Below are 23,954 nucleotides of genomic sequence, written 5' to 3'. Positions count from 1 at the left end.
AATAAACAAATTTTACAACTTGCGGAAAATCAATGACCCGTTTGTGCCGCCGAAGCCAAATGAGTTGGACAAAACCGCTTCAATTTTGCGTTCTTGCGCCGTGTGCGGAACCAGATTGATATCCGCACAAGAGTCTTCCGGGTTATCCAAATTGATTGTTGGCGGAGCAACTTGATCGCGAATCGCCAGCACACTGAAGATCGCCTCAACTGCACCAGCAGCACCCAGCAAGTGACCAATCATTGACTTGGTTGAGCTAACTGCAACCTGTGACGCAGCCGCGCCCATCACAGATTTAACTGCCTGACACTCTGCCTTATCACCCGCTGGCGTTGAGGTTCCATGAGCATTGATGTAGTGAATAAGCTCTGGCGATATACCTGCATCCAAAATTGCATTGCGCATAGAAGCCGCTGCGCCTGAGCCATCTTCTGGTGGAGAAGTCATGTGATATGCATCGCCACTCATACCAAAACCGATCAACTCTGCATAAATTTTTGCACCGCGCTTTTTGGCATGCTCGTAATCTTCCAGCACCAAGACACCAGCACCATCACCCAACACGAAACCATCACGATCTTTATCCCAAGGGCGACTCGCCGCTTGCGGATTATCATTGCGAGTAGACAGCGCACGAGCAGCAGCAAAACCACCCAAGCCCAGCGGCGTTGTAGCCATCTCTGCACCACCAGCAATCATTACATCTGCATCACCGTACTGAATCATACGTGCAGCAAAACCTATGCTGTGGGTACCAGTGGTACAGGCCGTGGTAATTGCAACATTGGGACCGCGCAAACCATACATAATTGACAGGTTGCCAGAGATCATATTGATAATTGCGCTAGGTACAAAGAAAGGGGAAATACGACGCGGCCCTTTATGCTCCAGAGTCGAGGAGCCATCCTCTATAGTTCCAATACCACCAATACCCGAACCAATCGAGACACCAATACGCCCGGCATTTTCTTCGGTAATTTCCAAACCGGAATCGCGAATCGCCTGAATACCAGCAACCATTCCGTACTGGATAAACGGATCCATTTTCTTCGCTTCTTTGCTGGGGAAATAATCATCCACCACCAAACCTTTCACCGATGCACTAAATTGCGTGGTAAAAGCCGATGCATCAAAGTGAGTGATGGTTGCAACACCACTTTTGCCATTGACAATGCCCTGCCATGTATCAGCAACTGTATTGCCCAGTGAACTGATCATACCCAGACCAGTAACAACAACTCTTCTACGCGACACGATTGAGGTTCTCCTGCGAAAGATAATCAGATGAAAACACCAATTACCTTATTAATTTCGTAAGAAATCGGAAACTACGATTAGAAATGCCCTTAGGCAAAAGAAAAAGCCGTACTATTTTTCAATAATACGGCTTTTCTGAAAAACAGGTATCAACTGTCAGTCAAATCACACCAAGTTGGCAAATTATGCCAAGTTGGCATTGATGTAATCGATAGCCAATTGAACAGTAGTGATTTTCTCGGCTTCTTCATCCGGAATTTCAGTTTCGAATTCTTCTTCGAGAGCCATTACCAACTCTACGGTATCCAAAGAATCAGCGCCCAGATCTTCGACGAAAGAAGCTTCGTTTTTAACTTCGTCTTCTTTCACACCCAGTTGCTCAGCAACGATCTTTTTTACGCGTTCTTCAATGCTACTCATGATGTTATGTAACTCCTAGTGGTTATATGTTCGAAATGCCTGACTATCAATTTACAAATACTTGAGCCGAGCATTCCGGTCAAAATCGATGCGCATTTTACATCGATTTTCAGGTTGTTGTAATGCCAAGAGGCAAAATTCTTTGATTTTTAGAAAATAACCAATAAAAACAAAAGGTTAAAATTAAAAAATCACGACATATACATACCGCCATTGACGTGAATTGTCTCACCACTGATGTAAGCGCCCGCATCACTGGCGAGAAAAACGACAACAGAAGCAATCTCTTCAGGAGCACCAAGACGCCCCAAAGGAATACGAGACATCAACTGTTGTTTTTGCTCCTCTGGCAGTACTTTGGTCATATCAGTATCGATAAAACCTGGTGCAACTGTATTCACTGTAATATTACGTGATCCCACTTCCGCCGCCAAAGAACGCGCAAATCCAGCAACACCCGCTTTGGTTGCAGCGTAGTTGGATTGCCCAGGATTTCCCATAGCGCCGACAACTGAGCTGATATTGATAATGCGCCCCCAGCGAGCTTTCATCATGCCGCGCAACACACCTTTACTCAGGCGATAGATAGCACTCAAGTTGGTATTGATAACATCAAACCACTCTTCATCACTCATGCGCATCAACAGGTTATCCTTGGTGACACCTGCATTGTTCACAAGAATAGATGGCGCACCAAATTCATCACCAACATCTTTTAACAGTGTTGCAACCGAGTCAGCATCAGTCACATTCAACACTTTACCTGCGCCACGAATGCCCAACTCAGCAAAACGTGCTGAAATTTTCTCAGCACCTGCGGCGCTGGTTGCAGTACCAATCACCACCGCACCGGCCTTACCCAATTGCTCAGCAATTGCCGCACCGATTCCACGACTAGCACCGGTAACCAGCGCAACTTTATCGTTAAGGTTCATCATTTTTCGTTCCCGCGTAATAGATAAAAAGAGGTTTTCTAGTTCTTGCGCTATCACACAATGCTAGCTAATGCCGTTTGCAGCTCTTCCGGCTTCTCAACAGAAACTGTTGTTAGCTCGCCATTGATTCGCTTGTTCAAGCCAGAAAGCACTTTGCCCGGGCCACACTCAAGCGTTGTATTTATACCTTTTGCAGCCATAGCACTAACACATTCAACCCAACGAACAGGGCTGTAAATTTGCTCAATCATTAACGCTTTTATTTTTTCAGGATTTGCCTCTACTTCCGCAGTCACATTGTGCACAACAGGTGTTTTTGGCGCAGAAAAAGCAGTAGCAGCAATCTGCTCTGCCAAACGGTCAGCAGCAGGACGCATCAATTCCGTATGGAATGGAGCGCTAACCGGTAACGGTAAAGCTCGTTTTGCGCCAGCCTCTTTGCACAACACACTTGCACGCTCAACCGCTGCCGCCGTTCCCGCAATAACCACCTGCCCCGGCGAATTAAAATTCACCGCAGCGACAACCTCACCCTGCTCGGCTTTTTTACAAGCCTCCAAAATCAATGCATCATCAAGCCCGATAATTGCCGCCATCGCACCTTGACCGGCCGGCACCGCCTCTTGCATAAACTTACCGCGCTGCTGCACCAGTTTGACTGCATCCTTAAACGCAACAACACCGGCACAAACCAGCGCAGACCACTCACCTAGGCTGTGGCCAGCCATAAGTGACGGTTGCGTGCCATTTTTTTCTTGCCACGCACGCCAAACTGCAACACTGGCGGTCAATAACAGCGGCTGCGTGCGCTCGGTTAAATTAATCTCATCCTGTGCACCAGTTTGCACCAAAGCCCACAAATCGTATCCCAGCACTTCAGATGCTTCCGCGAAAGTCTTTTCCACAACAGAAAACTCAGCCGCCAATTCAGCCAGCATACCTATTTTTTGCGAGCCCTGACCTGGAAATACAAAAGCAAGATGTTGATTTATCATAGTAATTAATCGCTTCTCTTAATTTACGAACGGTTTTACGAATGATTGATTTCAAGCAGTAACAAACGGATAAATTTCAGGTTATACATAAAGCCTAGTGATGATTTTTTGCAGTCAACAATATCTGCTGAATTTTCGCAGGCACTTGCTGAATAACCTGTTCGCGCGCCACTATCAGTGCCTGTAAAAACGCCTCTACATCTGCACCGCCATGACTCTTAACAACCGTTTTTTGCAAGCCCAAAAAACTTGCACCATTATACGACGAAGGATCTAACTCCTGCTTTAACCTCCGCAAAAATGGCAACATTAAAAAACTAAAGCACCTGCTGATCATATCTTGCTTAGCAATTGCCGAGATCTTATTGGCAATAAGTCTTGCAACCCCTTCACTGGCCTTTAGCGCAACATTGCCATGAAAACCATCACAGACAATGACATCCATCTCACCAGTAAAAATAGAATTAGCCTCGACAAAACCAGCAAAGTTAATACGCGAGTCAGAGTTAAGCAGTGAATATGCCGCTTGCAATACCTCCGTTCCTTTTTGCTTCTCAACGCCGATATTTAACAAGGCAATACTAGGGGACTTTTTCTGCATTCCTGCAAGTACATTTCCCATTAGTGCAAATTGCTGAAGATGACTCGGTGAGCAATTGATATTGGCACCCAAATCCAATAAATACGTATTTCCTGAACTCACCGGCATGGACTTACAAATAGCCGGACGCTCGATTGACGGAAAAGTTTTAATCAGAAATCGTGCAATAGCCAATAACGCACCTGTGTTTCCCGCACTGACACAAGCATCTGCATCTTCATTGCGCAACAAATCTAACGCCATCCACATTGAAGAGTCTTTTTTCTGGCGCAGCGCAGACAAGGGATCATCATGCATAGTTACTACATCAGCAGCATGCACAAGTGTCATTCGTTCGTGGACTTTTTGATTTTTGGGAATAAAGGAGAGAATCTGTGGTTCATTACCAACAAGCAATAAATCCACATCGGGGAACTGATCCAGAAATTTTTGCGAAGCACAAATAGCAACGCGGGGACCTAAGTCCCCGCTCATAGCGTCAACCGCTATTCGAATTCTTGCAGACAAGATGCAGTCGGCTTGAGTAAATAATTACTCGTTGCTGCCTTTGTCGATTACTTTGCGACCACGGTAGAAACCGTCAGCAGTCACATGGTGACGCAGGTGTTTCTCGCCGCTGGTTGCGTCGACAGACAGGGTTGGGCCAGTCAATGCATCATGTGAACGACGCATATCACGTCTGGAACGGGATTTTTTGTTTTGTTGAACTGCCATGGTTAGCTCCTATTTACTGACTCATTGGAACCGAGGCGCCTCAGGATTTCGGCGAGCTCTTAAGTTGTTCCAACACTTGAAATGGGTTTTTTTCTTTCTTTACCTCAACCGGCTTTCCACTTGAGTAGAGCTTGCTGTCCAAACAGGGCTCATCATGGTAGGCAACCGCAGGTAAACTCAACAGCAGCTCTTCTTCGATCATATCGTAAAGATCTGCCATTCCCTCATCTGCAATCCAGGGGTCAAAGCGCTCAGGCAATGCCTTTGCTGCTTCTTCATCCCACACAATTGCAAGTGAGATATTGCTTTCAACAGGTATGGTTACAGGTTCTAAACAGCGCTGGCAGACAACTGCCAATTCGGCGCAAGCATTTCCAGTAACAACCTTTTTCCTTTCTTCACTAATTGCAAATTCAAGCTTTACTTGAACTTCACCTACTGAGTTTTCCGTAGATTCAACTATCCGCGGCAACTCAGATACAGGAATAACACCTTCCAAAGATACGCCGTGTTGGGCGAATTTTCGGGGGTCACCCTGCCGAGGCAGAATTTTGTTAGAAGGGGTCTTAAACATAAGCGCGCCATAATAGGGATATCAATCTAGAGTGTCAAAGAAAAACTGGTTAAATAGCGCTATTTAGTGGCTTAGAGGTAGAATCATCACTCTATTTAGCGTTTCCCGCCCATCAAAAGAGCCCAGACACAGGAAAAACAACACCCGCCCCCCCCCATAAAAGCAGCGCTGTTATGACAAAAACCAAGATCTTACTCGCCTCAAGCTCACTTTATCGCCGCAAGCTGCTTGAAAAGCTCGAATTGAACTTTGACTGGGCCGCACCGGATATTGATGAATCCCCTCTGCCCGATGAACCCCCAATGCAGCTTGTGAGCAGACTGGCCGAGAAAAAAGCTCGCCAACTGGCAAACACCTATCCGAATCACATGATTATCGGCTCAGATCAAGTAGCGTGCTTGGCTGGTCAAATTCTCGGAAAGCCTCATACCCATCAAAATGCAATCGCACAACTCCGCAGCTTTCGCAATCAGGAAGTCGAGTTTATGACCGGACTTTGCCTACTGAATCCAAAAACAAACCACACTCAAATCAGTGTTGAGCACTACAAAGTTAAGTTTCGCGAGCTTACCGACGCACAAATTGAAAACTACCTACAGCGAGAGCAGCCCTACGACTGCGCTGGCAGCTTTAAGTCCGAAGGACTGGGAATTTGCTTATTTGAGAAATTTGACGGGGAAGATCCAAACACCTTAATTGGCCTCCCCCTGATCGCACTTACGCGCATGCTTATAAATGAAGGAGTAGACCCACTTAGTTGAGTAACTTACCCCAACCAAGCAGCTGATCAAACTGATCCAGGCACAACTCAGGCTCATATGAATGCAGGCGCTCGATATGATGCGCACCATAACTCACTGCTATTCGTGGCATACCGAGTCGACGAGCCATTTCCATGTCATATTCGGTATCACCAATCATAACCGCCTCATGCGCCACCACATTAAACTCAATTAACAGCTCCGACAGCATTAGCGGATCAGGCTTGGAGGCAGTTTCGTCAGCACAGCGAGTTGCATGAAAAAACTCTGCCACGCCAAGCACACCCAAAATGCGATCCAACCCTTTGCGACTCTTACCTGTGGCGATAGTTAAGATGTGCCCATCAGCCTTAAGGCGATGCAACGTATCAACAACCCCCGGAAAAAAATCAGATGGACTAGCCTCATCCAGCGACAAAAAGTGCACCGCATAGGCATCGCGCAAACGCTGGCGATTAATCAAATCGACATCGGGATACAGAGCCTGGATAGCCTCCGGCAAGCCCAAACCAATAATATTGTGAATATGATGATCATCCAGTGGATTCCACCCCATATCCTGCGCGGCCAATTGCATCGCCTTGGTGATTTTGGCTTTTGAATCGCTAAGGGTGCCATCCCAATCAAAGATAAACAGCAATTACACTCTCTCCAACAACTAAACTACAGCCAATTTATTCAAGGGGGTTGCCAAATCAGGCGGCAGCGGCGCCTCCACATAAATGGACTCATCCGAATCAGGCAAGGTGAACGTGAGCGAGAATGCATGCAAAAACAAGCGCCTAATACCTACATCACGCATCGATGCATTAATTTCATCATCGCCATACTTCTCATCTCCCACAAGCGGGCAACCACCGTATTGCGCATGCACCCTGATTTGATGTGTACGCCCCGTGATTGGACGCGCCTCCACCAAACTAAAACCATTGAATCGCTGCAGTAGCTTAAATTCTGTCAAACTGGGCTTTCCTTCGGGATGCACTCGCACCACCCGCTCACCTCCCGCCACTTCCGTTTTCAGCAAGGGCATATTGACCTGATTAAAACGCTTTGACCATTCACCGATGACCAATGCCTGATACACCTTGGTGATACCACCAACAGCGCCCGCCGACTTATCGCGCAGAGCGGCCTGCAAGTGACGCAAATAACTACGCTTCTTAGCCACCATCACACACCCAGAAGTATCGCGATCCAAACGATGCACCAGCTCCAGATGGCGCGCATCGGGGCGCATCTGGCGCAGAGTTTCTATCAACCCAAGAGTCACGCCACTACCGCCATGCACCGCCAAACCGGGCGGTTTATTGATAATCAACAAACCGTCATCTTCAAACACTATCGACTTTGCTAGCAAGGTCATCATTTGATTGCTGGCTTTGGCCACAGTCCCCGCCTCTGCAGTCCTAATCGGCGGAACCCTAACCGAGTCACCCGCCATCAACTTATATTCTGGCTTAATCCTTCCTTTATTTACCCGCACCTCACCCTTGCGAATAACGTTATAAATTTTCGACTTGGGAACACCTTTTAATAAGGCGATAAGAAAGTTGTCGAGCCGCTGCCCCGCCTGATCTTCATCAATCGAGAGAGTCATTACCTGAGCAAAAGCGGGAGAGCTGGAGGTTTCAATAGTCACAGGAGGAGTACTTTCAGAGGATATATTCATAGCAGCCATGATACCTGATCCAAATAACTAACCACACCCAGCGACATTTAGGAAAGCACCCAAAAAACGTGTAAATCACTGATTTAATTGCCGCATATAAGGAGAGCTGCTATATTCAAGCCGCTGATACAGGCTGGTTTCCGGGTCGCGCACAAAAGACAGGCGCATCATTAGGAAATACCGCTGACAGCAAGAGCCCAGCCAAATACACATTTACCGTATAAGCTCCCGCTCTTTATGAAACTGACAATGGTAGGACGTGAGCGGATGCTCGCCCACTACTCTAACAATCGCGTCAACCAACGTTGCACTCATTGTTAACACTGTTTTTGTTTTGCCGAGCTCAAGAAAGCTCTATTTGTAAATTCCGGATAGCAGGAACACATTTTATCCAAGCCTTATCCGATGCTAATTTTGCACACTGCAAATTTAATCTTGTGGTTTAAGTTATTACACTAACCACATGATTGAGAAACAGACTGGAAGGTCGATTACCTTCTCTGCCACTCAATCAACCAAGATCAATGAATGCACAATCCGGTCAATACAGGATGGAAAACCGCCTAGACCGAATGCCACTATAAGCACCACAAATAGAAAAGCCGGACATACCCGGTGCAGATGAATGAGCCAAATGGGCTATCTGTTTCCAAGGTCAAACTCGCAGCCGCTGCTAAGCGATCACACTGCATGACCGACAGATTATCCCGCCAGCCGCTAACGCGAGCCCCTGCATACGGGGTAGCGCTTTAGTCCATAAGGCTGCGCAAAACACATCATGTTAACCCTGATTGCCACGTCAGTCGGACGCCTATAAACAATTAGGTAAAACATGAAAAGAATGCTCATTAATGCAACTCAACCTGAAGAGTTGCGCGTAGCGCTGGTCGATGGCCAATGGCTTTACGATCTGGATATTGAAAATCGCAACCGCGAACAAAAAAAATCCAACATTTACAAAGGGCGCATCACCCGCGTAGAGCCAAGCCTCGAAGCCGCTTTTGTTGATTACGGCGCTGAGCGTCACGGTTTCCTTCCTCTCAAAGAAATTTCCCGTGAATACTTCACCAAAAACAGCAATGATTCTGATGGCCGCATCAAGATCAAAGATGTACTTAAAGAAGGCACAGAAGTTATTGTTCAAATTGATAAAGAAGAGCGCGGCAACAAAGGCGCCGCACTCACTACATTTATCAGTCTTGCAGGCCGTTATTTAGTATTGATGCCAAACAACCCTCGTGCAGGTGGAATCTCTCGTCGCATCGAGGGTGAAGATCGCGCCGAACTGAAAGACGCATTAGGCGAAGTTGAAGTTCCCTCTGGCATGGGCGTGATTATCCGCACCGCCGGTGTTGGCCGCAGCTCAGAAGAATTGCAGTGGGATCTTAACTACCTGCTTCAACTGTGGGACTCCATAGCAACAGCATCCAAAACCACCCCAGCCCCTGCCTTTTTATTTCAGGAAAGTAACGTAATTATTCGCGCTATTCGCGATTACCTGCGCCAAGATGTGGGTGAAGTTATTGTCGACAATAAAGAAGCCTTCGACTTGGCAGCCGGCTTTATCCAGCAAGTCATGCCTAACTATCGCAGCAAAGTTAAGCTTTATCAGGACGATATCCCCCTATTTAATCGCTACCAAATCGAGTCTCAAATTGAGACCGCATTCCAGCGCGAAGTAAAATTACCGTCCGGCGGTTCTATTGTTATTGATGCAACTGAAGCTTTGGTTGCCATTGACATCAACTCATCACGCGCCACCAAAGGCGGCGACATTGAAGAAACTGCCCTACAAACCAACCTTGAAGCTGCCGATGAAATTGCGCGCCAGTTGCGCCTGCGCGATATGGGCGGCCTGATTGTTATCGACTTTATCGATATGCAGCCAGTACGCAATCAGCGTGAAGTTGAAAATCGTGTACGTGACGCCCTTATGATGGATCGTGCGCGCGTGCAAATTGGCCGCATCTCTCGCTTTGGCCTGATGGAGATGTCACGCCAACGCCTGCGCCCATCACTTGGTGAAACCCATTCAAAAATTTGCCCGCGCTGTGACGGCGTAGGTAATATTCGCGGCACCCGCTCACTGGCACTCTCAATTCTTCGCCTTGTAGAAGATGAAGCACAAAAAGAGCGCAGCGCTGAAATTCGTGCCATCTGCCCTGTTTCTGTTGCGACCTACCTGCTAAACGAGAAGCGCAAAACCATTTCTAACATTGAAGCGCGCAACAGCACTCGCGTAGTCATTGTTCCAAGTGCGGAATTGATGACACCACACTTTGAAGTACAACGCTTGCGCGATGACGACGAGGGCACACTGGAAACCAGCTATAAAATCGTTGCACATGCGGACGAAACAAAAGCTGAAGAGGAAGACCTCAAAGCAAAACCATTTAACGCACCAAAACCACTAGTGCAACCTAGCAGCCCAAGCCAACCAGCACCTGAGCCGGCGAAAAAAACTAGCTTATTGTCACGCCTAATTGGCTCAATCAGCAGTATTTTTGGTGGCGAGAAAAACGAAGAATCCAAAGGCAAACGCGAACACAAGCGCGACAATCGCCGCAACTCAAATCGCAACCGCCGCGATAGCCGCAACCGCCGCGACAGAGATCGCAAAGAAGATCGCGAAATTATCGACAATCTGGAGCACCGCCCTGCTGGCGAAGCAAAGCCATCGCGCGACCAAGACAGACGTGAAAACGCTCGCGATGGCGAAAAACGCGACAATCTCTCTCGCGAATCCCGCGATAACAATGAGCAACGCAGATCGCGCAACAATCGTGACCAACAACGCGACCAACAACCGCGCGATACACAGGCTGGTGAGGAGGATGCTCGCCAACCACGCAATCGCAACCAGCGCAATGATCGCGACAACAATCGCCGCACCACCCAAAAAGAAGAGGCACTTGTAGCCGATCCAATTATCAGTGAACTCTCACAAGACGATGGTGATGATCAACGCCCATCAAAGCGCCCTGCTGGTCGCCGCTCTCGCTCTCAACAGCGCCGCCGTAGTCGCCACAACGGAGATAACTTTGAGGGCGAAAACAACACCCCAAGCACCGAGGAAAAAAGTGTCGCAGCACCCGAGACATCAACCGAACCCAAGGTGCTGAGCGAGTCCGCACAACTGGCACAGCAAATTTCTGCCGCAATTGCCGAACACGCACAACAAAATCAGATGGTGAAAGCAGTGGTAGCCAATTCATTCATCGATGAACCAGCTCAGCCAACCGATAGCTCAATCCCCAACATCGATGAATCAGCAACAGAAAACCATTTTGCTGCCAAGCCATCAGAAGTAACAACAGCTCATGCAGCACAAGACGCGCAGGACACAGAAACACAGCCGACAGACGAAACGGTTGCTCAACCAATTGAAGTGACACAAATCACCTCAGAGATAATCGAATCAGTCCCTGCAGCAACAGAAAACACCGAATCCATTTCAACAACTGAAGTGGAAATCGATATTCCTGAGAGAAAAACCATTACCGAAGTCTCTATAGCCCCAACAAGAGCTAGCAATGATCCTCGCAAAGCGCCAAAGCCAGTGAGCAAAATTAACATCATCACTGAAACCATTGAGACACAGGCATCGAATGCATTGGACACCAGCCTACCACCAAGTGTTGACCACAACCCGCGCCCACTGTCGAGACCATCAAATGACCCTCGATTAAACAAGCGCAGCACTAACGAATAACTGCGCATTCAACACAAAGTAACAGCAAAGGCCGAATTGGAAACAATTCGGCTTTTTTATATGCAAAAGGTAAGATTCAATTTTTTACAGTGCAATATTTAGCTATAAAAATGACGTTTTCCGCTTGCTCAATAAAAAAAGCTCTGTATAATCTGCGGCACTCGGAAGGGTGGCAGAGTGGTTTAATGCACCGGTCTTGAAAACCGGCGTAGGTGCGAGCCTACCCAGGGTTCAAATCCCTGCCCTTCCGCCATATAGTGATGCGTAGCATCAACAAAAAAGGCACTGGATTTTCCAGTGCCTTTTTCATTTAAGCTTCCAAACTTATCCCCCAAACCATTCGCTATATCACAGCAAAAACTCCAATCAGATAAATTTGCAATCGTTTGGCTTGTTGCAACTTATTTTGTATTATCGACTCAATTATTCAGGATCATTAGGAAAATTTTAAACGAGGATAATATGCAAGATATTTACAACCCCCAATCAACACACTCATTAAGCCAAGCAGATACTAGTAAAGTATTGCGCAACACTTACATGCTTCTCGGCTTGACGTTGGCATTTAGCTCTTTAACTGCTGGTATTTCCATGGCAGCAGGTGTTGGCCATGGAATAGGCTTGATCATGAGCCTTATTGCTATGGCGCTCATCTGGTTTGTACTGCCTCGTACTGCCAATTCATCGACTGGATTACTTGTAGTCTTTGCGTTTACAGGGCTAATCGGCGCAGGTCTTGGCCCAGTGATTGGCCGATACCTAAACATGGCAAATGGTTCAACAATCATTATGCAAGCTCTGGGCGGCACAGCAATTGTTTTTCTTGGGTTGTCAGCTTATGTGCTCACGACGCGCAAAAACTTTAACTTCCTCGGTGGTTTTGTTGCGGTTGGAATGATGGTTATGCTCGCCGTAATGCTTTTCCTATTGGGCGCATCACTATTTGGTTACCAATTTTCAGGCTTACATTTGGCATTTTCAGCAGGAATTGTTTTGTTAATGTCCGCATTGATCCTATATCAAACTAGCGAAATAATTCACGGTGGAGAAACGAATTATATTTTGGCTACTACTAACCTATTCCTTTCCATCGTCAACTTATTCACTAGCCTGTTGCATCTGCTCGGTGTAACCAGCGACGACTAACACGAATGAGATACAAAAGAGGCTCCTCTTGAGGAGCCTTATTTTTTTACATAGGCAATTATGATTTTTTCATTAGCAATTTATGCAGCGCCTTACACCTCACAGGCAAGCTACAGCGCTTATCAATTTACGTTGGCTGCGCTAAATCAAGGGCATAAAGTGCATCGCGTTTTTTTCTATCAAGATGGGGTCCAAAATTCAACCGCCCTTGCCTGCCCACCTCAGGACGAATTCAACCTGCAGAATGCATGGCAACGGCTCGCAAAAGAGTACGACCTCGATCTTGTTGTTTGCATAGCAGCAGCCTTACGACGTGGCATTCTTGATAGCAACGAGTCCAAGCGCTACAACAAACCTTCACTGAATCTTGCACCAGAATTTGCGCTCAGCGGTCTAGGTCAACTGATAGAAGCAGCGGCAACCTCAGACCGATTAATTAGCTTTGGATAATAAAATGAAAAAAAAGATATTGCTAATTAATCGCCAAGCTCCTTATGGAAAAAGCACAGCACGAGAAGCAATCGATGTAGCGTTAGCCGCTTCTGTTTATGATCAGAATATAAGTATTTTATTTATGGATGACGGCGTCTTTCAGTTGCTAAAAGATCAAAAGAGCCAAGATATCGATCAAAAAAATATTGCATCCATATTGCAAGCACTAACCCTGTACGGAATAGAGAATATTTACGCACACAAAGAGTCGATTGACATGAGAGCACTTAATATCAACGAACTTATTATCGATGACGTAAAAATGCTCGACAATAAGGCCGTGGGGCAACTATTAAATCAGCAAGATCAACTTCTGAGCTTTTAGTATGAGCACACTTCACACCATCAACAAATCCCCCTACAGCAACAACAGTCTTTCATCCTGCCTTAAGGTCTGTAGTGACCACGACGGAATTTTATTATTGGAAGACGGTGTTTTTGGTGCAATCAACTCAATCCCTGGTGCAACAGAGCTACAAGAGCTAATTCAGCAAGGCGTTAAAGTGTTTGCGCTGGTAAATGACCTTAAGGCGCGAGGACTCGAAGAAAAGTTAGCTCCAAACATAACCCCGATTGATTACAATAATTTTGTTCAACTAACACTTGAGCACCGCTGCGTGCAAAGCTGGTACTAATGCAAATTCATTTAGGTGGGCATGAAATCAATCTGGATCAAGATGGCTACCTAAGCAATCTCAATGACTGGAGCGAATCAGTAGCGGAGGCATTGGCTGAGCAGGAGAATATTTCTCTTTCAGCAGAGCACTGGGAGATCATCAGATTACTACAAGAGTTTTACAAAGAGTTTGAACTGTCACCCGCAATGCGAGCACTGGTGAAATATACCGAGAGAAAACTTGGCCCAGAAAAAGGACGCAGCATCTATTTATTACAACTATTTCCACCAAGCCCTGCAAAAATTGCCAGCAAAATTGCAGGGCTACCACGACCAACCAACTGCTTATAGTTAATTCGAAGAATTAAGTCTCTGCTTATCAAAATAATCTTTTGTTAACTTCAATACCACAGAACTCAACAGTAAAAGCGCAATCAAGTTAGGAATAGCCATAAGCGCGTTCAGCGTGTCCGCCAACAGCCAAACAAAATCCAACTGGAACACAGCCCCACCAAACACTGCCACAACCCAACAAATACGAAATGGCATTACAGTTTTGCGCCCGCCCAAATAAATCCAACATTTTTCACTGCAATAACTCCACCCTAGAATGGTAGTAAATGTAAAAATCAATAGGGCTATTGCAACCAAATAACTTCCTATACCAGGTAACGCAGATTCAAAAGCAGCTGCGGATAAGCTGACTCCTCTCTCACCGCTCGTCCAAACACCGGAACAAATAATTGTTAAACCAGTCATGGAACAGATAATAATTGTGTCAATGAAAGTACCAATCATGCCAATTAAACCTGAGCGAACCGGGCTATCTGTAGTGCCAGCAGCCTGAGCCACCCCTGCAGTGCCCAATCCTGCTTCATTGGAGAAAATACCGCGCGCCACACCGTATTGCATTGCATACATTACCGCAGCTCCGGCAAAGCCCCCTGTTGCCGCAATAGGTGTAAAGGCATGAGTGAAAATCAAATCGAAGGCAGCAGGAATTCGATCAATATAGATCCCTAATACAATAATCGACATTACAACGTAACCAACACACATAAAGGGAACCAAAGAGCTGGAAACGGTTGCAATCCGCTTAATCCCACCAAGAATTACCAGGGCAACAACAACAGTTGCCAACAACCCTGTAACCCAACGTTCAACATGGAAAGTGGTCTCCAGCACTTCAGCCATACTATTGGACTGAACCATATTGCCGATCCCAAACCCCGCCAAGCCACCAAAAAGAGCAAAGGTGAACCCCAACCATGCCCAGGATTCCCCCAAGCCATTTTTTATGGCATACATTGGCCCGCCAATAAATTCACCCCGCTCATCCTTTTCACGATAGTGAACTGCCAAGACGATTTCGGAATACTTGGTCGCCATACCTACAAGCGCTGTGCACCACATCCAAAATAATGCCCCCGGCCCACCTAGAAAAATTGCAGTCGCGACACCTGCAATATTGCCCGTACCAACGGTAGAAGACAGGCACGTCATCAAAGCCTGAAATGGGCTGACCTCGCCAGTAGTAGCATCCCCTTTAGCCCTCCCCTGCCACATTAACTTGAAGCCCATTGCAATTCGCAGTAGCGGCATTCCCCTTAGCGCCACCATCAAAAATAAACCTGTTCCTAAAATCAGGATAAGCATGGGAACACCCCACACAACGCCATTCAACCAAGCTACATAATGATGAATAAGCTCCATAATGACTCCACAATAATTATAAGAATGGGAAATTGAGGGCAATAAAAAAGGGGCCGAGGCCCCTTATTATTTTTTACCGCTTAGGCAGCATCAATAGTCTTGATGGTACCTTTAGGAAGCACTGCGTGCACAGCGACTTTTTGGAACTTCAACTCTACGTTGTTGCCAGTTTCGATGACCACATAAGCATCATCAACTTTGAGAATTTTACCCAGCATTCCGCTAGTCATTATTACCTCATCACCTTTGGCCAAAGCTGCAACCAAATTTTGATGCTCCTTTTGACGCTTACGCTGAGGACGAATAATCAGCAGGTACATAAAGAGGAACATGCCACCAAACATTAACAAAGTAATCATAGGATTACCCTGCGGAGCTGGTGCTGCTTGCTGAGCCATTGCAGATGCGATAAAGAAACTCATGAAACTAACCTCGTAGAATAAAAAGCACTAACTCTACCTGTTTTACAAGGCACAGGCAATTAGTGCTTCCCTATCCAGCGAGATGATGGAGATATGCGAAATAATTATGCGTAATCGCGAAACAATTTTCTAAATACACTGGGAGATAAACTTGTCCAGCGTTTAAACGCATTGGTAAAACTGGTGCGATCTGAAAAATCAAGCGCTTTGGAAACAGTATCGACGCTCATATGCTCATCAATTAAATATTTGATTGCATAATGAAAGCGCAATACATCACGCAACTGTGCAAAATTTGCGTTTTGCTGCTGCAAGCGACGCTGCAGCGTTCTCTTTGAAAGCTTTAGATCTTCAGCAATTCGGTCAATTGAAAGATCTTCACTCCCTACGCGTTGTTTCAAAGCATCTATAACACGAGCAGACACCCCTTCAAATTTGGGGATCTCAGCCATGGTCAAATATTCTTCATAAGATCTGATATCAGACCCTTCAAACGAGTTCTCCGAAAAATATTCGCTGTTACGGTAAATACGCTGTAATTGGATCATCCGGCTTCTCCTTTGCCAATTAAGGGCGGTTATAAATCAGTCAGAAGTTTTCTGGCAGTGAGCAAACTCTGCCGTACAAGCGTCATCCTTGCGCTACATTTTTAGCTAATCAAGCGACACACAGTCCTAGCGATTATAGACGAACTTTTTTTGATTCAAATAGGGCAAAGTACGTTTTTCAATCAAAATAGCCGACACTTATCACAAGAAATTATATCAAGAATCCTTTACATGCCATTGCGCAAAATTTTGAGCACATCTTGATCATGGGTCTTTGTATTTACCTTTTCCATAACATGTTGCAGCCGGCCTTCTTTATCGATTACAAAGCTGGTACGCAGAATGCCCATAAATTCGCGCCCCATAAATTTTTTTAAGCCCCACACGCCATACTTTTCAGCAATTGAATGATCTTCGTCAGCAAGCAGGTCAAAATTCAGGTCATATTTATCAATAAATTTTTGCAGCCTTGTTGGAGCATCAGGACTAACCCCAAGAACAACGGTGTCCAAAGCTTCAAACTCTGAACGTACATCTCTTATGCCGCAGGCTTGAACGGTACACCCCGGTGTGGATGCCTTGGGATAAAAATATAGAACGACATTTTTTTTATGCTTATAGTCTTTCAATGAAACTTCGATCCCTGCTTGATTTTTTAATGCAAAAGCAGGAGCCAGATTGCCAATTTTTGGAAATGTCATTTAGTTATCACCTTACTGCATTGTGCGTTACAAGTTACTCATCACTGCGAAATGCACCTAACAGTGCATTTTTTTCTTCTAGCGTCACCGTTGTATTGATATCAACTTCATCAACGTCCGGCGATGCGACACAGTTTCGCCCCGAGTTTTTCGCTTGATACAAGAGCGCATCTACACGCTCAATAAAATAAGTCGCTATATTTGATTCAGCATTCGCTGAAGATTTAGAACCTAGCTGAACACCACGGTACTCATCAACTCCCAAGCTTGCCGTCAAATTGATTTGTTCTTGCTCATTTATCAAGGGTGTATTGGCAATAATTTCTCGCAACCGATCGGCAACATTGATTGCATGCCTCAAGTCAGTGTTAGGCAACAAAATTACAAATTCTTCACCGCCAAAACGACAAGCAAAATCCAGTTTACGAATCGTCAATCCAATTAATTGGGCAACATGATAAAGCGCCCGATTGCCAACCTCATGCCCCCAGCGATCATTGAATTTTTTGAAATGATCTATATCCAGCAGTATGAGTGACAACGGCTGATAAGAGCGGCTGGCACGCTCTATTTCGAGAGGCAGTATTTCAGAAAAAAATCGATAGTTGTAAAGACCGGTCAGTGCATCCGTCCGCACTTGCTCTTTTAGCTGTACCACTTCTTGTCGCAGTTGATGTAACTCCTGCTGGCAAAAACAGGTTGTACCGCAAAGCGGGCAAGGAGGAGTGTCAATATCGGATGGTGGCGCAGACAGAACCATAGTTACCATTGCATTCAGTCAGGAGATTTGAACAACAGTCTAGTCGATATTATGCGCCACAACCAGAAATCACTTGGATGTACCAATGAGCAGATAAAAGCTACGCAGCTCAGTCACGATAGATTTTTAACAAATCCCCGTAGTGATCAATTCGTCTATCACGCAGATACGGCCACATGCGACGAACCTGCTCACTGCGCTGCATGTCAATTGTCACAACCTTTGTTTGTTCCTGATCGATACTGGCGTTAAATAGGAAGTCACCCTGAGGCCCGGCAACAAAGCTGCTCCCCCAGAATTTTAACCCCTTACCACCAGCAGGATCGGGCTCATGCCCTACCCGATTAACACTGACAACAGGCAATCCATTGGCGATGGCATGAGCGCGCTGAATCGTAATCCAGGCATCACGCTGACGGACCTGCTCATCAGCATCTTCATCAAGGCTCCAGCCAATTGCCGTTGGATAAATCAACAACTCAGCCCCTGCCATTGCCATTAAACGTGCAGCTTCTGGAAACCATTGATCCCAACACACCAAAATGCCTAACTTCCCAACAGAAGTTTGAATGGGATGAAAACCCAAATCACCGGGAGTGAAATAAAACTTCTCGTAGTAACCCGGATCATCTGGAATATGCATTTTTCGATATTTGCCAGCAATACTGCCATCACGCTCGATCACTACCGCCGTATTGTGGTGTAAACCTGCAGCACGCTTTTCAAATAAAGATGCAACGATAACAACATTAAGTTCTTTTGCCAGTTCGCCCAAAACCTGAGTACTAGGTCCAGGAATAGTTTCGGCTAAATCAAAATAATCGGCGATTTCTTGCTGACAGAAATACAAGCCGCGATGCAACTCTTGCAACACCACCAATTCCGCCCCCTGCTGGGCAGCAATTCGGATTTGTGCAATTGTTTTTTCAAAGTTCGCTGCAAGATCAGCAGTGCAAGATTGTTGGACAAGCCCTACCTGTAGTTTTTTTCCAGCATTGTTTTGCATTAAATTTGCTCCCTTACACCTTCTGGAATTTGCATAGTGCTGCAGTGCAGACTTCCACCCTGTTCAATCAAAGATAAACAGGGAATACCGAAAATTTCATAACCCGGGAATGCTTGGGAAACAACCTCGAGCGCATCCTCATCCATTGGCAAGCCATAGATAGGAACTAACACCGCCTCATTGATAATTAAAAAATTAGCGTAAGTTGCAGGCAGTCGCTCATCGCTTTCATCACCAAGAACCGCTCCAGCCCAAGGCAGAGGCAATAATCGATAAGGCTCACCCTTGGCATTGAAAAATGATTGCAGCTGAACTTCCATATTTTTAAGTTCGGAATAATGTTCGTCTTGCTCATCATCACATGCGGTGTAGATAATTGTATTGTTAGGGCACAAACGCGCCAAAGTATCTATGTGGCCATCGGTATCATCACCTGCAAGATAGCCATGATCCAGCCAGTTAATTTTTGTTACACCGAATGCCGCCTTTAGACGCTCTTCAATTTCACTTTTTGACAATTGAGGGTTGCGATTTTTATTAAGCAAACAAGATGAAGTTGCAAGTAAAGTGCCCTGACCATCGGTTTCTATAGAGCCTCCTTCAAGCACCCAGTCCTGAGTTTCAATGGAGGCAAAAGGAAAGGCTCCCTGCGCAGCTAACTGCTGAGAAATTTTATTATCTAACTCATGAGGAAATTTATTCCCCCAACCGTTAAATTGAAAATCTAACAGCTTAAAACCATCAGGTGTTTCAACAGTAAGCGGGCCATGATCGCGTGCCCAAGTATCATTACTTGAACAGGGATATAAATGGATATATTCCAATGGTGCCCCCATAGCCTCAAGGCGCGAGCGAACCTCATTGATTTGCTCTTCCGGTACAGCGATCACCACATCGGCATAATCACAAATAACTGTCGCCAGAGCTTCATACAGCTCAACAACATCGTCCAGAATCCAATCCCAGGGCGAATTTTTGTGCGGCCAGGTCAACATGACCGCATCTTGTGGTTCCCATTCGGCGGGCAATCGTTGACTTGACATAACTAGTCCTCGTTAAAGCTTAAAGAAACTCATTAAAGTGAGGCAATTATAACCGCAGCGATGATTTCGTTACATTAGCGCGGTGAAATTGTCTCTTGAGCTGGTAGCAAAATAACGTCATCTACATCGCTTTTAAGACTTTTCGTTGACGGTTTTTGAGCGTTAGCATCAGGTTTTCCAACTTGCAAAATAGCCGCTAGAACACGTGTTGTAGCCTGATTATCAGCTTGAATGGTGACATGTAGATGAATATAAAAGCGCCCCTCTTTAGTTACATTTAGCGTTAATGGAATTTCATATTCACCATCAGGTGCCAAACGGAATCGATAAGTATTTTCTAACTCTGTATTTGTGTCAGATGGAAGAATGGCAATTTCATCACTGGTTGAGATATCAACACTCATTTCACCCTCATGCTGCGCAGACAGCAACACCAATGAATATTCAAAAACTCCCGACACAGCAATAAAAATTGGCTCACTAGTTTTTAATCTTACTGTCGCCCCAGGTTTTGCTGGAGCAGACATATTGCCTGTCTTTTTATCCTGCTTTTCCTTACTTATCGATACGTTTTCTGATGTCCCTGACGAAGTATGCAATTTTGTTTCTGGCTGATTTCCGTCGACCAATTTACTTTCGCAAGCGCTCAGCAGGAGACAGCAAAAGAAAGTTGAAAAAAGAAACACAACCGAATTATAAAAATCTGAAATTTTCACTCATTTACCCTCAATCAGTTCACTTGCTGCACAAGAACATCAAAGCAAGCCGTAACAGCTTGATTATATTCCGAGTCTACTGCTCGATAATCAACCAGCTCTACAATGTAGGTTCCCACTATCAAATCACTTACCAGACTTTCGCCATCTACCATTGACGATTCAGCTTTCCCCACCAATCGCCCCTGTTGATAAAGATAAATATCGGGATCCGACTCACCTGAATCATCACCCGATTCCTGAACTGTAATTTTATAGTTCCCTTGTGCACTAACATCGAGCTTTAAAAACTGTGCGACCGCCAACTTATTAAAAGACCCAAGGTGATTGGTGCTGCAAACATTCGTAGACGGGCCATTAATGGATACGGTTTTATAGATCGGTAAAGCACCAGGATAACCTCCGCTGTTACTTTCACCCTCACCGAAAGTATCAGTAATCGCGATATTTTGTCCCATCAATAATGAGTTAAGAGTTTCTGCGCGAACAGGACTTTGGTGCCTTAACTCATCTGCAAATACATAAACAGACAATATTGCATCAGTATTAAAATAATTTTCGGAACTTATTACGTTAAGAATATCGGTAATGCTTTGTAGTTTTGCTTCGGCTATATCGTTGTAATAGTTATAAAGTACTGATTGGATAGATGCCTCTGAGTACCATCCACGCACAGCATGATTTTTGTGGCTCAGATTACGAACAAATCCATCCGTTTGCTGAAAGCCGCTGGTATCGCGATATTCAGGGTTGTCCAACATCATTGCCGAAAAAGCGTTGGCAAAGCCTTCGGAAAGTGCAACGCGCATGTCCAATTTTTCTCCATAAGCGTGATCACCACCAAGACTGTCGGAGCGCGAAAATGAATATTCGATGTAATGCCCCCATTCATGAAGAATTACATGGCGGTCATATTCATCCGTATCATTATTGGCATCCCCTAAAATATAAACAACTGAATCTTTATAATAACTGGTGCCAATTTCCCCCAAGGTTATTTCACCATCAGCAGCTTTGTTAAGAGCACTCCAGCGCAATTCTAATGGCGAAAAATCCTTAGTGTTTCCCGCTGCAATTAAACGATCCGCGCCAGTCAAAACTGAATCTAAAATCGCAAAGGGAGCAGCCGCTCGCGGCTGCGTGTAACCTGTGTTAGTCCAACCAGACGCAGCATGTAAATTACGTACAGCAGTATCAGAATTAGCCGCGATCAAGCTGCCATCTATAGCGTAGAGCCGATTACCGTTGGTGTTATCAGTCACTTTAAAATTCCAGCTCGGTGTTTGGCTTTTAAGTAACTGTGCTTTTATCCGTACCTTTACAATTTTGTTCAGTTCAACATTCAAACTATAAGAGCCTTGATCGTCCGTTGAACCCGCAATCAAAAGCACATTATTAGCATCAAGCAACTCCACCACAGCTCTGCGAACCGGTTTAATTTGGGTAGCTGAATAGTCAAGGCCATTATGCAGTTCACTGTAAGGAACAAAGTCATAAGTTACCTGACCACTTATTGTGATAGTACTGCTTGCAACTGAACTGCTTTGAGCGATGTTAGATGATCCACCACTACCGCCACCACAGGCAATCAAACACATGCAAATCAGCAAAGGAAGAATCCGGGCACTTTTGATCAATCCTGATAGAGCCTTTGTCAAACCGTTTATCAGCCACATAAGGCCATACCTTTTAATTAATTGAAAAACCAAATCAAGCATAACCAAGAGCAAATACAAGTACAAAAAAGAGACTATCAGCTGTAAAACCTTATGCCTATAATGTCCCATCGATTACTGGAGGCACTATGTTAAAAATCCTGTTATTTGCCGTTATTGTTACGCTGATCATCATAGGCGGTGCTCGTTATAAAAAAATGAGTCCCGCCCAACAACGCAAAACTCTCTGGCAAATGGGTACTGGCATTTTTTTCTGCGTGCTCTTATTACTTGTTATTACCGGGAAGATGCATTGGATCGGTGCGGCAATAGGAGCACTTATTCCGTTTGTCCGCACTGGTTTTAATCTAATCAGCCAGGTATTGCCGCTTTGGCTGGCAAGTAAAAAGTCGCAGCAGCATACAGCCTCACAAGAACAACCTAAACATCCTCCTGTCGCTATGGCAACACAGGAAGCGCTGGATATTCTTGGGTTGTCTGGCGATATTGGTAGAGGTGAAATTGATGAAAATATGATTCAAGAGGCGCATCGCCGATTGATTCAAAAACTTCACCCTGACCGAGGCGGCAATGATTATCTCGCCGCAAAAATAAATCAGGCGCGCGACCTATTACTGGGACTGATCAAGCACTAGGCTTCTGAACTACGCAGCAACAAATGAATATAACGCCCCAATGACCTATAAGGCTCTTGCTGCGAGAATTCCAACTCCAATTGCAACAAAGTCTGCGGCTCCCGCTCGCGATGTTCCTCATTAAAAATATAGTCATGAAACACCCGAATACCGCTGTGAGTTAATAGCTGCAGCGGCAGTTCTGCAACCCAAGCCAATACTTGCGCTGGTTCTAGCGGATTAATTGGCGTCAAGCTACCCGCAGAGCCACCATAATCTTTATTTACAATTTTTTTAAAGTTAGTTCGCAGCAAATTTTTATAAATTAGCGAATGGAGATTGTAAAACGTAAGCGATAAATAACCTTGCGGCTTGAGATAGGAAAGTAAGCAAGGCAACAGAGAATGCGGTTCTTGCATCCACTCCATTACCGCATGGCAGATAACAAAATCAAACCGTTCTTCTTCCACTAAGTGTTGCGGTAAATCTTGTAACGCACAATGAATCAAGGTTACCCGATCAGCCACACCGAGCAGATCAACTTGCTCTTGTGCAAGCTTAAGCATTTCTACGGAAATATCGCAAATCACCACTTTGTGGCCTGCCAATGCAAGCTGCAAGGAAAACTGCCCTTGCCCACCACCTGCATCTAAAATAGTCCAGCAGGCTTTAGCAGATTCCGCTGACTTCGCAATAAAGGGAGCTACAGGAATATGTGCGGCACAGTCTCGCTCTAATACTGCAAGGCGTATATCGCCTTTTAATCCGCCATAAATATTTTTTTTAAAGCGTTTGGCCAGATCATCGAAATTACGATCCTGCCCCTTTGATTCTTTTGCCATATAATTCGTCAATATCCT

General features: G+C 45.3%; 27 protein-coding genes and 1 tRNA gene. 9 read left to right on the top strand and 19 right to left on the bottom strand.

What is annotated here, in order from left to right:
* Nucleotides 1-12: 12 nt before the first annotated feature.
* From fabF to SPL68_RS07770, 7 genes are all read right to left on the bottom strand, one after another.
* Entirely contained in the window at nucleotides 13-1,254 is a 1,242-nt protein-coding gene (gene fabF, locus SPL68_RS07800; protein ID WP_323814534.1) for a beta-ketoacyl-ACP synthase II, read from the bottom strand.
* A gap of 186 nt (nucleotides 1,255-1,440) precedes the next feature.
* The gene (gene acpP, locus SPL68_RS07795) at nucleotides 1,441-1,677 is read right to left on the bottom strand and encodes an acyl carrier protein (protein WP_007640684.1); all 237 of its coding nucleotides are present in this window, start codon (nucleotides 1,675-1,677) and stop codon (nucleotides 1,441-1,443) included.
* 191 nt (nucleotides 1,678-1,868) lie between these two features.
* Entirely contained in the window at nucleotides 1,869-2,612 is a 744-nt protein-coding gene (gene fabG, locus SPL68_RS07790; RefSeq protein WP_323814959.1) for a 3-oxoacyl-ACP reductase FabG, read from the bottom strand.
* 53 nt (nucleotides 2,613-2,665) lie between these two features.
* Nucleotides 2,666-3,607 (bottom strand): ACP S-malonyltransferase, encoded by a 942-nt coding sequence (fabD, locus tag SPL68_RS07785; RefSeq protein WP_323814533.1) that lies wholly within the window; start codon nucleotides 3,605-3,607, stop codon nucleotides 2,666-2,668.
* 94 nt (nucleotides 3,608-3,701) lie between these two features.
* Nucleotides 3,702-4,715, bottom strand: coding sequence for a phosphate acyltransferase PlsX (gene plsX / locus SPL68_RS07780; RefSeq protein ID WP_323814532.1), 1,014 nt, complete (start codon nucleotides 4,713-4,715; stop codon nucleotides 3,702-3,704).
* Between the two features lie 24 nt (nucleotides 4,716-4,739).
* On the bottom strand, nucleotides 4,740-4,922 hold the full coding sequence (rpmF, locus tag SPL68_RS07775; RefSeq protein ID WP_323814531.1) for a 50S ribosomal protein L32: 183 nt from the start codon (nucleotides 4,920-4,922) through the stop codon (nucleotides 4,740-4,742).
* Nucleotides 4,923-4,962: 40 nt separating this feature from the next.
* Nucleotides 4,963-5,421, bottom strand: coding sequence for a YceD family protein (locus SPL68_RS07770; protein ID WP_323814530.1), 459 nt, complete (start codon nucleotides 5,419-5,421; stop codon nucleotides 4,963-4,965).
* Between the two features lie 248 nt (nucleotides 5,422-5,669).
* Between SPL68_RS07770 and SPL68_RS07765 the strand changes: the two genes are divergently transcribed.
* A complete protein-coding gene (locus SPL68_RS07765) occupies nucleotides 5,670-6,257 on the top strand; it encodes a Maf family protein (RefSeq protein WP_323814529.1) in 588 nt (195 codons plus the stop codon).
* Here the strand turns inward: SPL68_RS07765 and SPL68_RS07760 are convergent.
* Nucleotides 6,250-6,897 carry an HAD-IA family hydrolase gene (locus tag SPL68_RS07760; RefSeq protein ID WP_323814528.1) on the bottom strand — a complete coding sequence of 216 codons (648 nt, stop codon included), beginning with the start codon at nucleotides 6,895-6,897 and terminating at the stop codon, nucleotides 6,250-6,252. The two genes, SPL68_RS07765 and SPL68_RS07760, sit on opposite strands and share 8 nt — an antisense overlap.
* An 18-nt stretch (nucleotides 6,898-6,915) precedes the next feature.
* Nucleotides 6,916-7,938 carry a 23S rRNA pseudouridine(955/2504/2580) synthase RluC gene (rluC, locus tag SPL68_RS07755; RefSeq protein WP_416377418.1) on the bottom strand — a complete coding sequence of 341 codons (1,023 nt, stop codon included), beginning with the start codon at nucleotides 7,936-7,938 and terminating at the stop codon, nucleotides 6,916-6,918.
* Nucleotides 7,939-8,761: 823 nt separating this feature from the next.
* Here rluC and rne point away from each other — a divergent pair.
* The 7 genes from rne to SPL68_RS07720 all read left to right on the top strand — a co-directional run bounded on the left by rne (nucleotide 8,762) and on the right by SPL68_RS07720 (nucleotide 14,246).
* Nucleotides 8,762-11,641, top strand: coding sequence for a ribonuclease E (gene rne / locus SPL68_RS07750; RefSeq protein WP_323814527.1), 2,880 nt, complete (start codon nucleotides 8,762-8,764; stop codon nucleotides 11,639-11,641).
* A gap of 163 nt (nucleotides 11,642-11,804) precedes the next feature.
* Nucleotides 11,805-11,894 (top strand) — tRNA-Ser (locus tag SPL68_RS07745).
* 209 nt (nucleotides 11,895-12,103) lie between these two features.
* A complete protein-coding gene (locus tag SPL68_RS07740) occupies nucleotides 12,104-12,787 on the top strand; it encodes a Bax inhibitor-1/YccA family protein (protein WP_323814957.1) in 684 nt (227 codons plus the stop codon).
* A 60-nt stretch (nucleotides 12,788-12,847) separates the two neighbouring features.
* The gene (gene tusD, locus SPL68_RS07735; RefSeq protein WP_323814526.1) at nucleotides 12,848-13,237 is read left to right on the top strand and encodes a sulfurtransferase complex subunit TusD; all 390 of its coding nucleotides are present in this window, start codon (nucleotides 12,848-12,850) and stop codon (nucleotides 13,235-13,237) included.
* A 4-nt stretch (nucleotides 13,238-13,241) separates the two neighbouring features.
* The gene (gene tusC, locus SPL68_RS07730; protein WP_323814525.1) at nucleotides 13,242-13,604 is read left to right on the top strand and encodes a sulfurtransferase complex subunit TusC; all 363 of its coding nucleotides are present in this window, start codon (nucleotides 13,242-13,244) and stop codon (nucleotides 13,602-13,604) included.
* Nucleotide 13,605: 1 nt separating this feature from the next.
* The gene (tusB, locus tag SPL68_RS07725; RefSeq protein ID WP_323814524.1) at nucleotides 13,606-13,914 is read left to right on the top strand and encodes a sulfurtransferase complex subunit TusB; all 309 of its coding nucleotides are present in this window, start codon (nucleotides 13,606-13,608) and stop codon (nucleotides 13,912-13,914) included.
* Entirely contained in the window at nucleotides 13,914-14,246 is a 333-nt protein-coding gene (locus SPL68_RS07720; RefSeq protein ID WP_323814523.1) for a TusE/DsrC/DsvC family sulfur relay protein, read from the top strand. Before tusB ends, SPL68_RS07720 begins: the two co-directional genes overlap by 1 nt.
* Here SPL68_RS07720 and SPL68_RS07715 read toward each other — a convergent pair whose 3' ends face one another.
* From SPL68_RS07715 to SPL68_RS07675, 9 genes are all read right to left on the bottom strand, one after another.
* Nucleotides 14,247-15,608, bottom strand: a complete 1,362-nt coding sequence (locus SPL68_RS07715; protein ID WP_323814522.1) for an alanine/glycine:cation symporter family protein — start codon at nucleotides 15,606-15,608, stop codon at nucleotides 14,247-14,249.
* 80 nt (nucleotides 15,609-15,688) lie between these two features.
* Nucleotides 15,689-16,030 (bottom strand): preprotein translocase subunit YajC, encoded by a 342-nt coding sequence (gene yajC, locus SPL68_RS07710; protein WP_323814521.1) that lies wholly within the window; start codon nucleotides 16,028-16,030, stop codon nucleotides 15,689-15,691.
* A gap of 104 nt (nucleotides 16,031-16,134) precedes the next feature.
* Complete coding sequence (locus SPL68_RS07705) at nucleotides 16,135-16,578, bottom strand: helix-turn-helix domain-containing protein (protein ID WP_323814520.1); 444 nt, start codon at nucleotides 16,576-16,578, stop codon at nucleotides 16,135-16,137.
* 227 nt (nucleotides 16,579-16,805) lie between these two features.
* Entirely contained in the window at nucleotides 16,806-17,279 is a 474-nt protein-coding gene (gene bcp / locus SPL68_RS07700; protein ID WP_323814519.1) for a thioredoxin-dependent thiol peroxidase, read from the bottom strand.
* 34 nt (nucleotides 17,280-17,313) lie between these two features.
* A complete protein-coding gene (locus SPL68_RS07695; protein WP_323814518.1) occupies nucleotides 17,314-18,048 on the bottom strand; it encodes a GGDEF domain-containing protein in 735 nt (244 codons plus the stop codon).
* 100 nt (nucleotides 18,049-18,148) lie between these two features.
* Complete coding sequence (locus SPL68_RS07690; protein WP_323814517.1) at nucleotides 18,149-19,045, bottom strand: carbon-nitrogen hydrolase; 897 nt, start codon at nucleotides 19,043-19,045, stop codon at nucleotides 18,149-18,151.
* Nucleotides 19,045-20,088 carry an agmatine deiminase family protein gene (locus tag SPL68_RS07685; RefSeq protein ID WP_323814516.1) on the bottom strand — a complete coding sequence of 348 codons (1,044 nt, stop codon included), beginning with the start codon at nucleotides 20,086-20,088 and terminating at the stop codon, nucleotides 19,045-19,047. Before SPL68_RS07685 ends, SPL68_RS07690 begins: the two co-directional genes overlap by 1 nt.
* 74 nt (nucleotides 20,089-20,162) lie before the next feature.
* The gene (locus SPL68_RS07680; RefSeq protein ID WP_323814515.1) at nucleotides 20,163-20,804 is read right to left on the bottom strand and encodes a hypothetical protein; all 642 of its coding nucleotides are present in this window, start codon (nucleotides 20,802-20,804) and stop codon (nucleotides 20,163-20,165) included.
* 14 nt (nucleotides 20,805-20,818) lie between these two features.
* Nucleotides 20,819-22,480, bottom strand: a complete 1,662-nt coding sequence (locus SPL68_RS07675; RefSeq protein WP_323814514.1) for a hypothetical protein — start codon at nucleotides 22,478-22,480, stop codon at nucleotides 20,819-20,821.
* A 128-nt stretch (nucleotides 22,481-22,608) separates the two neighbouring features.
* On the opposite strand from SPL68_RS07675, the gene SPL68_RS07670 reads away from it, so the two are divergent.
* Entirely contained in the window at nucleotides 22,609-23,115 is a 507-nt protein-coding gene (locus SPL68_RS07670; RefSeq protein ID WP_323814513.1) for a J domain-containing protein, read from the top strand.
* Here SPL68_RS07670 and SPL68_RS07665 read toward each other — a convergent pair.
* Nucleotides 23,112-23,936, bottom strand: coding sequence for a methyltransferase domain-containing protein (locus SPL68_RS07665; RefSeq protein WP_323814512.1), 825 nt, complete (start codon nucleotides 23,934-23,936; stop codon nucleotides 23,112-23,114). The two genes, SPL68_RS07670 and SPL68_RS07665, sit on opposite strands and share 4 nt — an antisense overlap.
* Nucleotides 23,937-23,954: the final 18 nt, after the last annotated feature.

Origin of the sequence: Cellvibrio chitinivorans, assembly GCF_035117775.1 — a bacterium.
GTDB lineage: Bacteria > Pseudomonadota > Gammaproteobacteria > Pseudomonadales > Cellvibrionaceae > Cellvibrio > Cellvibrio chitinivorans.
The sequence above is the reverse complement of the archived record's forward strand: the minus strand, read 5'-3'. Positions and strand labels throughout refer to the sequence as shown.

What these genes read in the sequence shown, in the direction of transcription:
- tusB (WP_323814524.1), top strand. Translation starts at nt 13,606, where the DNA reads ATGAGCACACTTCACACCATCAACAAATCCCCCTACAGCAACAACAGT.
- bcp (WP_323814519.1), bottom strand. Translation starts at nt 17,279, where the DNA reads ATGACATTTCCAAAAATTGGCAATCTGGCTCCTGCTTTTGCATTAAAA.
- rne (WP_323814527.1), top strand. Translation starts at nt 8,762, where the DNA reads ATGAAAAGAATGCTCATTAATGCAACTCAACCTGAAGAGTTGCGCGTA.
- SPL68_RS07705 (WP_323814520.1), bottom strand. Translation starts at nt 16,578, where the DNA reads ATGATCCAATTACAGCGTATTTACCGTAACAGCGAATATTTTTCGGAG.
- yajC (WP_323814521.1), bottom strand. Translation starts at nt 16,030, where the DNA reads ATGAGTTTCTTTATCGCATCTGCAATGGCTCAGCAAGCAGCACCAGCT.
- SPL68_RS07695 (WP_323814518.1), bottom strand. Translation starts at nt 18,048, where the DNA reads ATGGTAACTATGGTTCTGTCTGCGCCACCATCCGATATTGACACTCCT.
- SPL68_RS07675 (WP_323814514.1), bottom strand. Translation starts at nt 22,480, where the DNA reads ATGTGGCTGATAAACGGTTTGACAAAGGCTCTATCAGGATTGATCAAA.
- SPL68_RS07740 (WP_323814957.1), top strand. Translation starts at nt 12,104, where the DNA reads ATGCAAGATATTTACAACCCCCAATCAACACACTCATTAAGCCAAGCA.
- acpP (WP_007640684.1), bottom strand. Translation starts at nt 1,677, where the DNA reads ATGAGTAGCATTGAAGAACGCGTAAAAAAGATCGTTGCTGAGCAACTG.
- SPL68_RS07685 (WP_323814516.1), bottom strand. Translation starts at nt 20,088, where the DNA reads ATGTCAAGTCAACGATTGCCCGCCGAATGGGAACCACAAGATGCGGTC.
- rpmF (WP_323814531.1), bottom strand. Translation starts at nt 4,922, where the DNA reads ATGGCAGTTCAACAAAACAAAAAATCCCGTTCCAGACGTGATATGCGT.
- tusD (WP_323814526.1), top strand. Translation starts at nt 12,848, where the DNA reads ATGATTTTTTCATTAGCAATTTATGCAGCGCCTTACACCTCACAGGCA.
- SPL68_RS07665 (WP_323814512.1), bottom strand. Translation starts at nt 23,936, where the DNA reads ATGGCAAAAGAATCAAAGGGGCAGGATCGTAATTTCGATGATCTGGCC.
- SPL68_RS07720 (WP_323814523.1), top strand. Translation starts at nt 13,914, where the DNA reads ATGCAAATTCATTTAGGTGGGCATGAAATCAATCTGGATCAAGATGGC.
- fabD (WP_323814533.1), bottom strand. Translation starts at nt 3,607, where the DNA reads ATGATAAATCAACATCTTGCTTTTGTATTTCCAGGTCAGGGCTCGCAA.
- fabG (WP_323814959.1), bottom strand. Translation starts at nt 2,612, where the DNA reads ATGAACCTTAACGATAAAGTTGCGCTGGTTACCGGTGCTAGTCGTGGA.
- tusC (WP_323814525.1), top strand. Translation starts at nt 13,242, where the DNA reads ATGAAAAAAAAGATATTGCTAATTAATCGCCAAGCTCCTTATGGAAAA.
- SPL68_RS07765 (WP_323814529.1), top strand. Translation starts at nt 5,670, where the DNA reads ATGACAAAAACCAAGATCTTACTCGCCTCAAGCTCACTTTATCGCCGC.
- SPL68_RS07670 (WP_323814513.1), top strand. Translation starts at nt 22,609, where the DNA reads ATGTTAAAAATCCTGTTATTTGCCGTTATTGTTACGCTGATCATCATA.
- SPL68_RS07690 (WP_323814517.1), bottom strand. Translation starts at nt 19,045, where the DNA reads ATGCAAAACAATGCTGGAAAAAAACTACAGGTAGGGCTTGTCCAACAA.
- SPL68_RS07715 (WP_323814522.1), bottom strand. Translation starts at nt 15,608, where the DNA reads ATGGAGCTTATTCATCATTATGTAGCTTGGTTGAATGGCGTTGTGTGG.
- rluC (WP_416377418.1), bottom strand. Translation starts at nt 7,938, where the DNA reads ATGGCTGCTATGAATATATCCTCTGAAAGTACTCCTCCTGTGACTATT.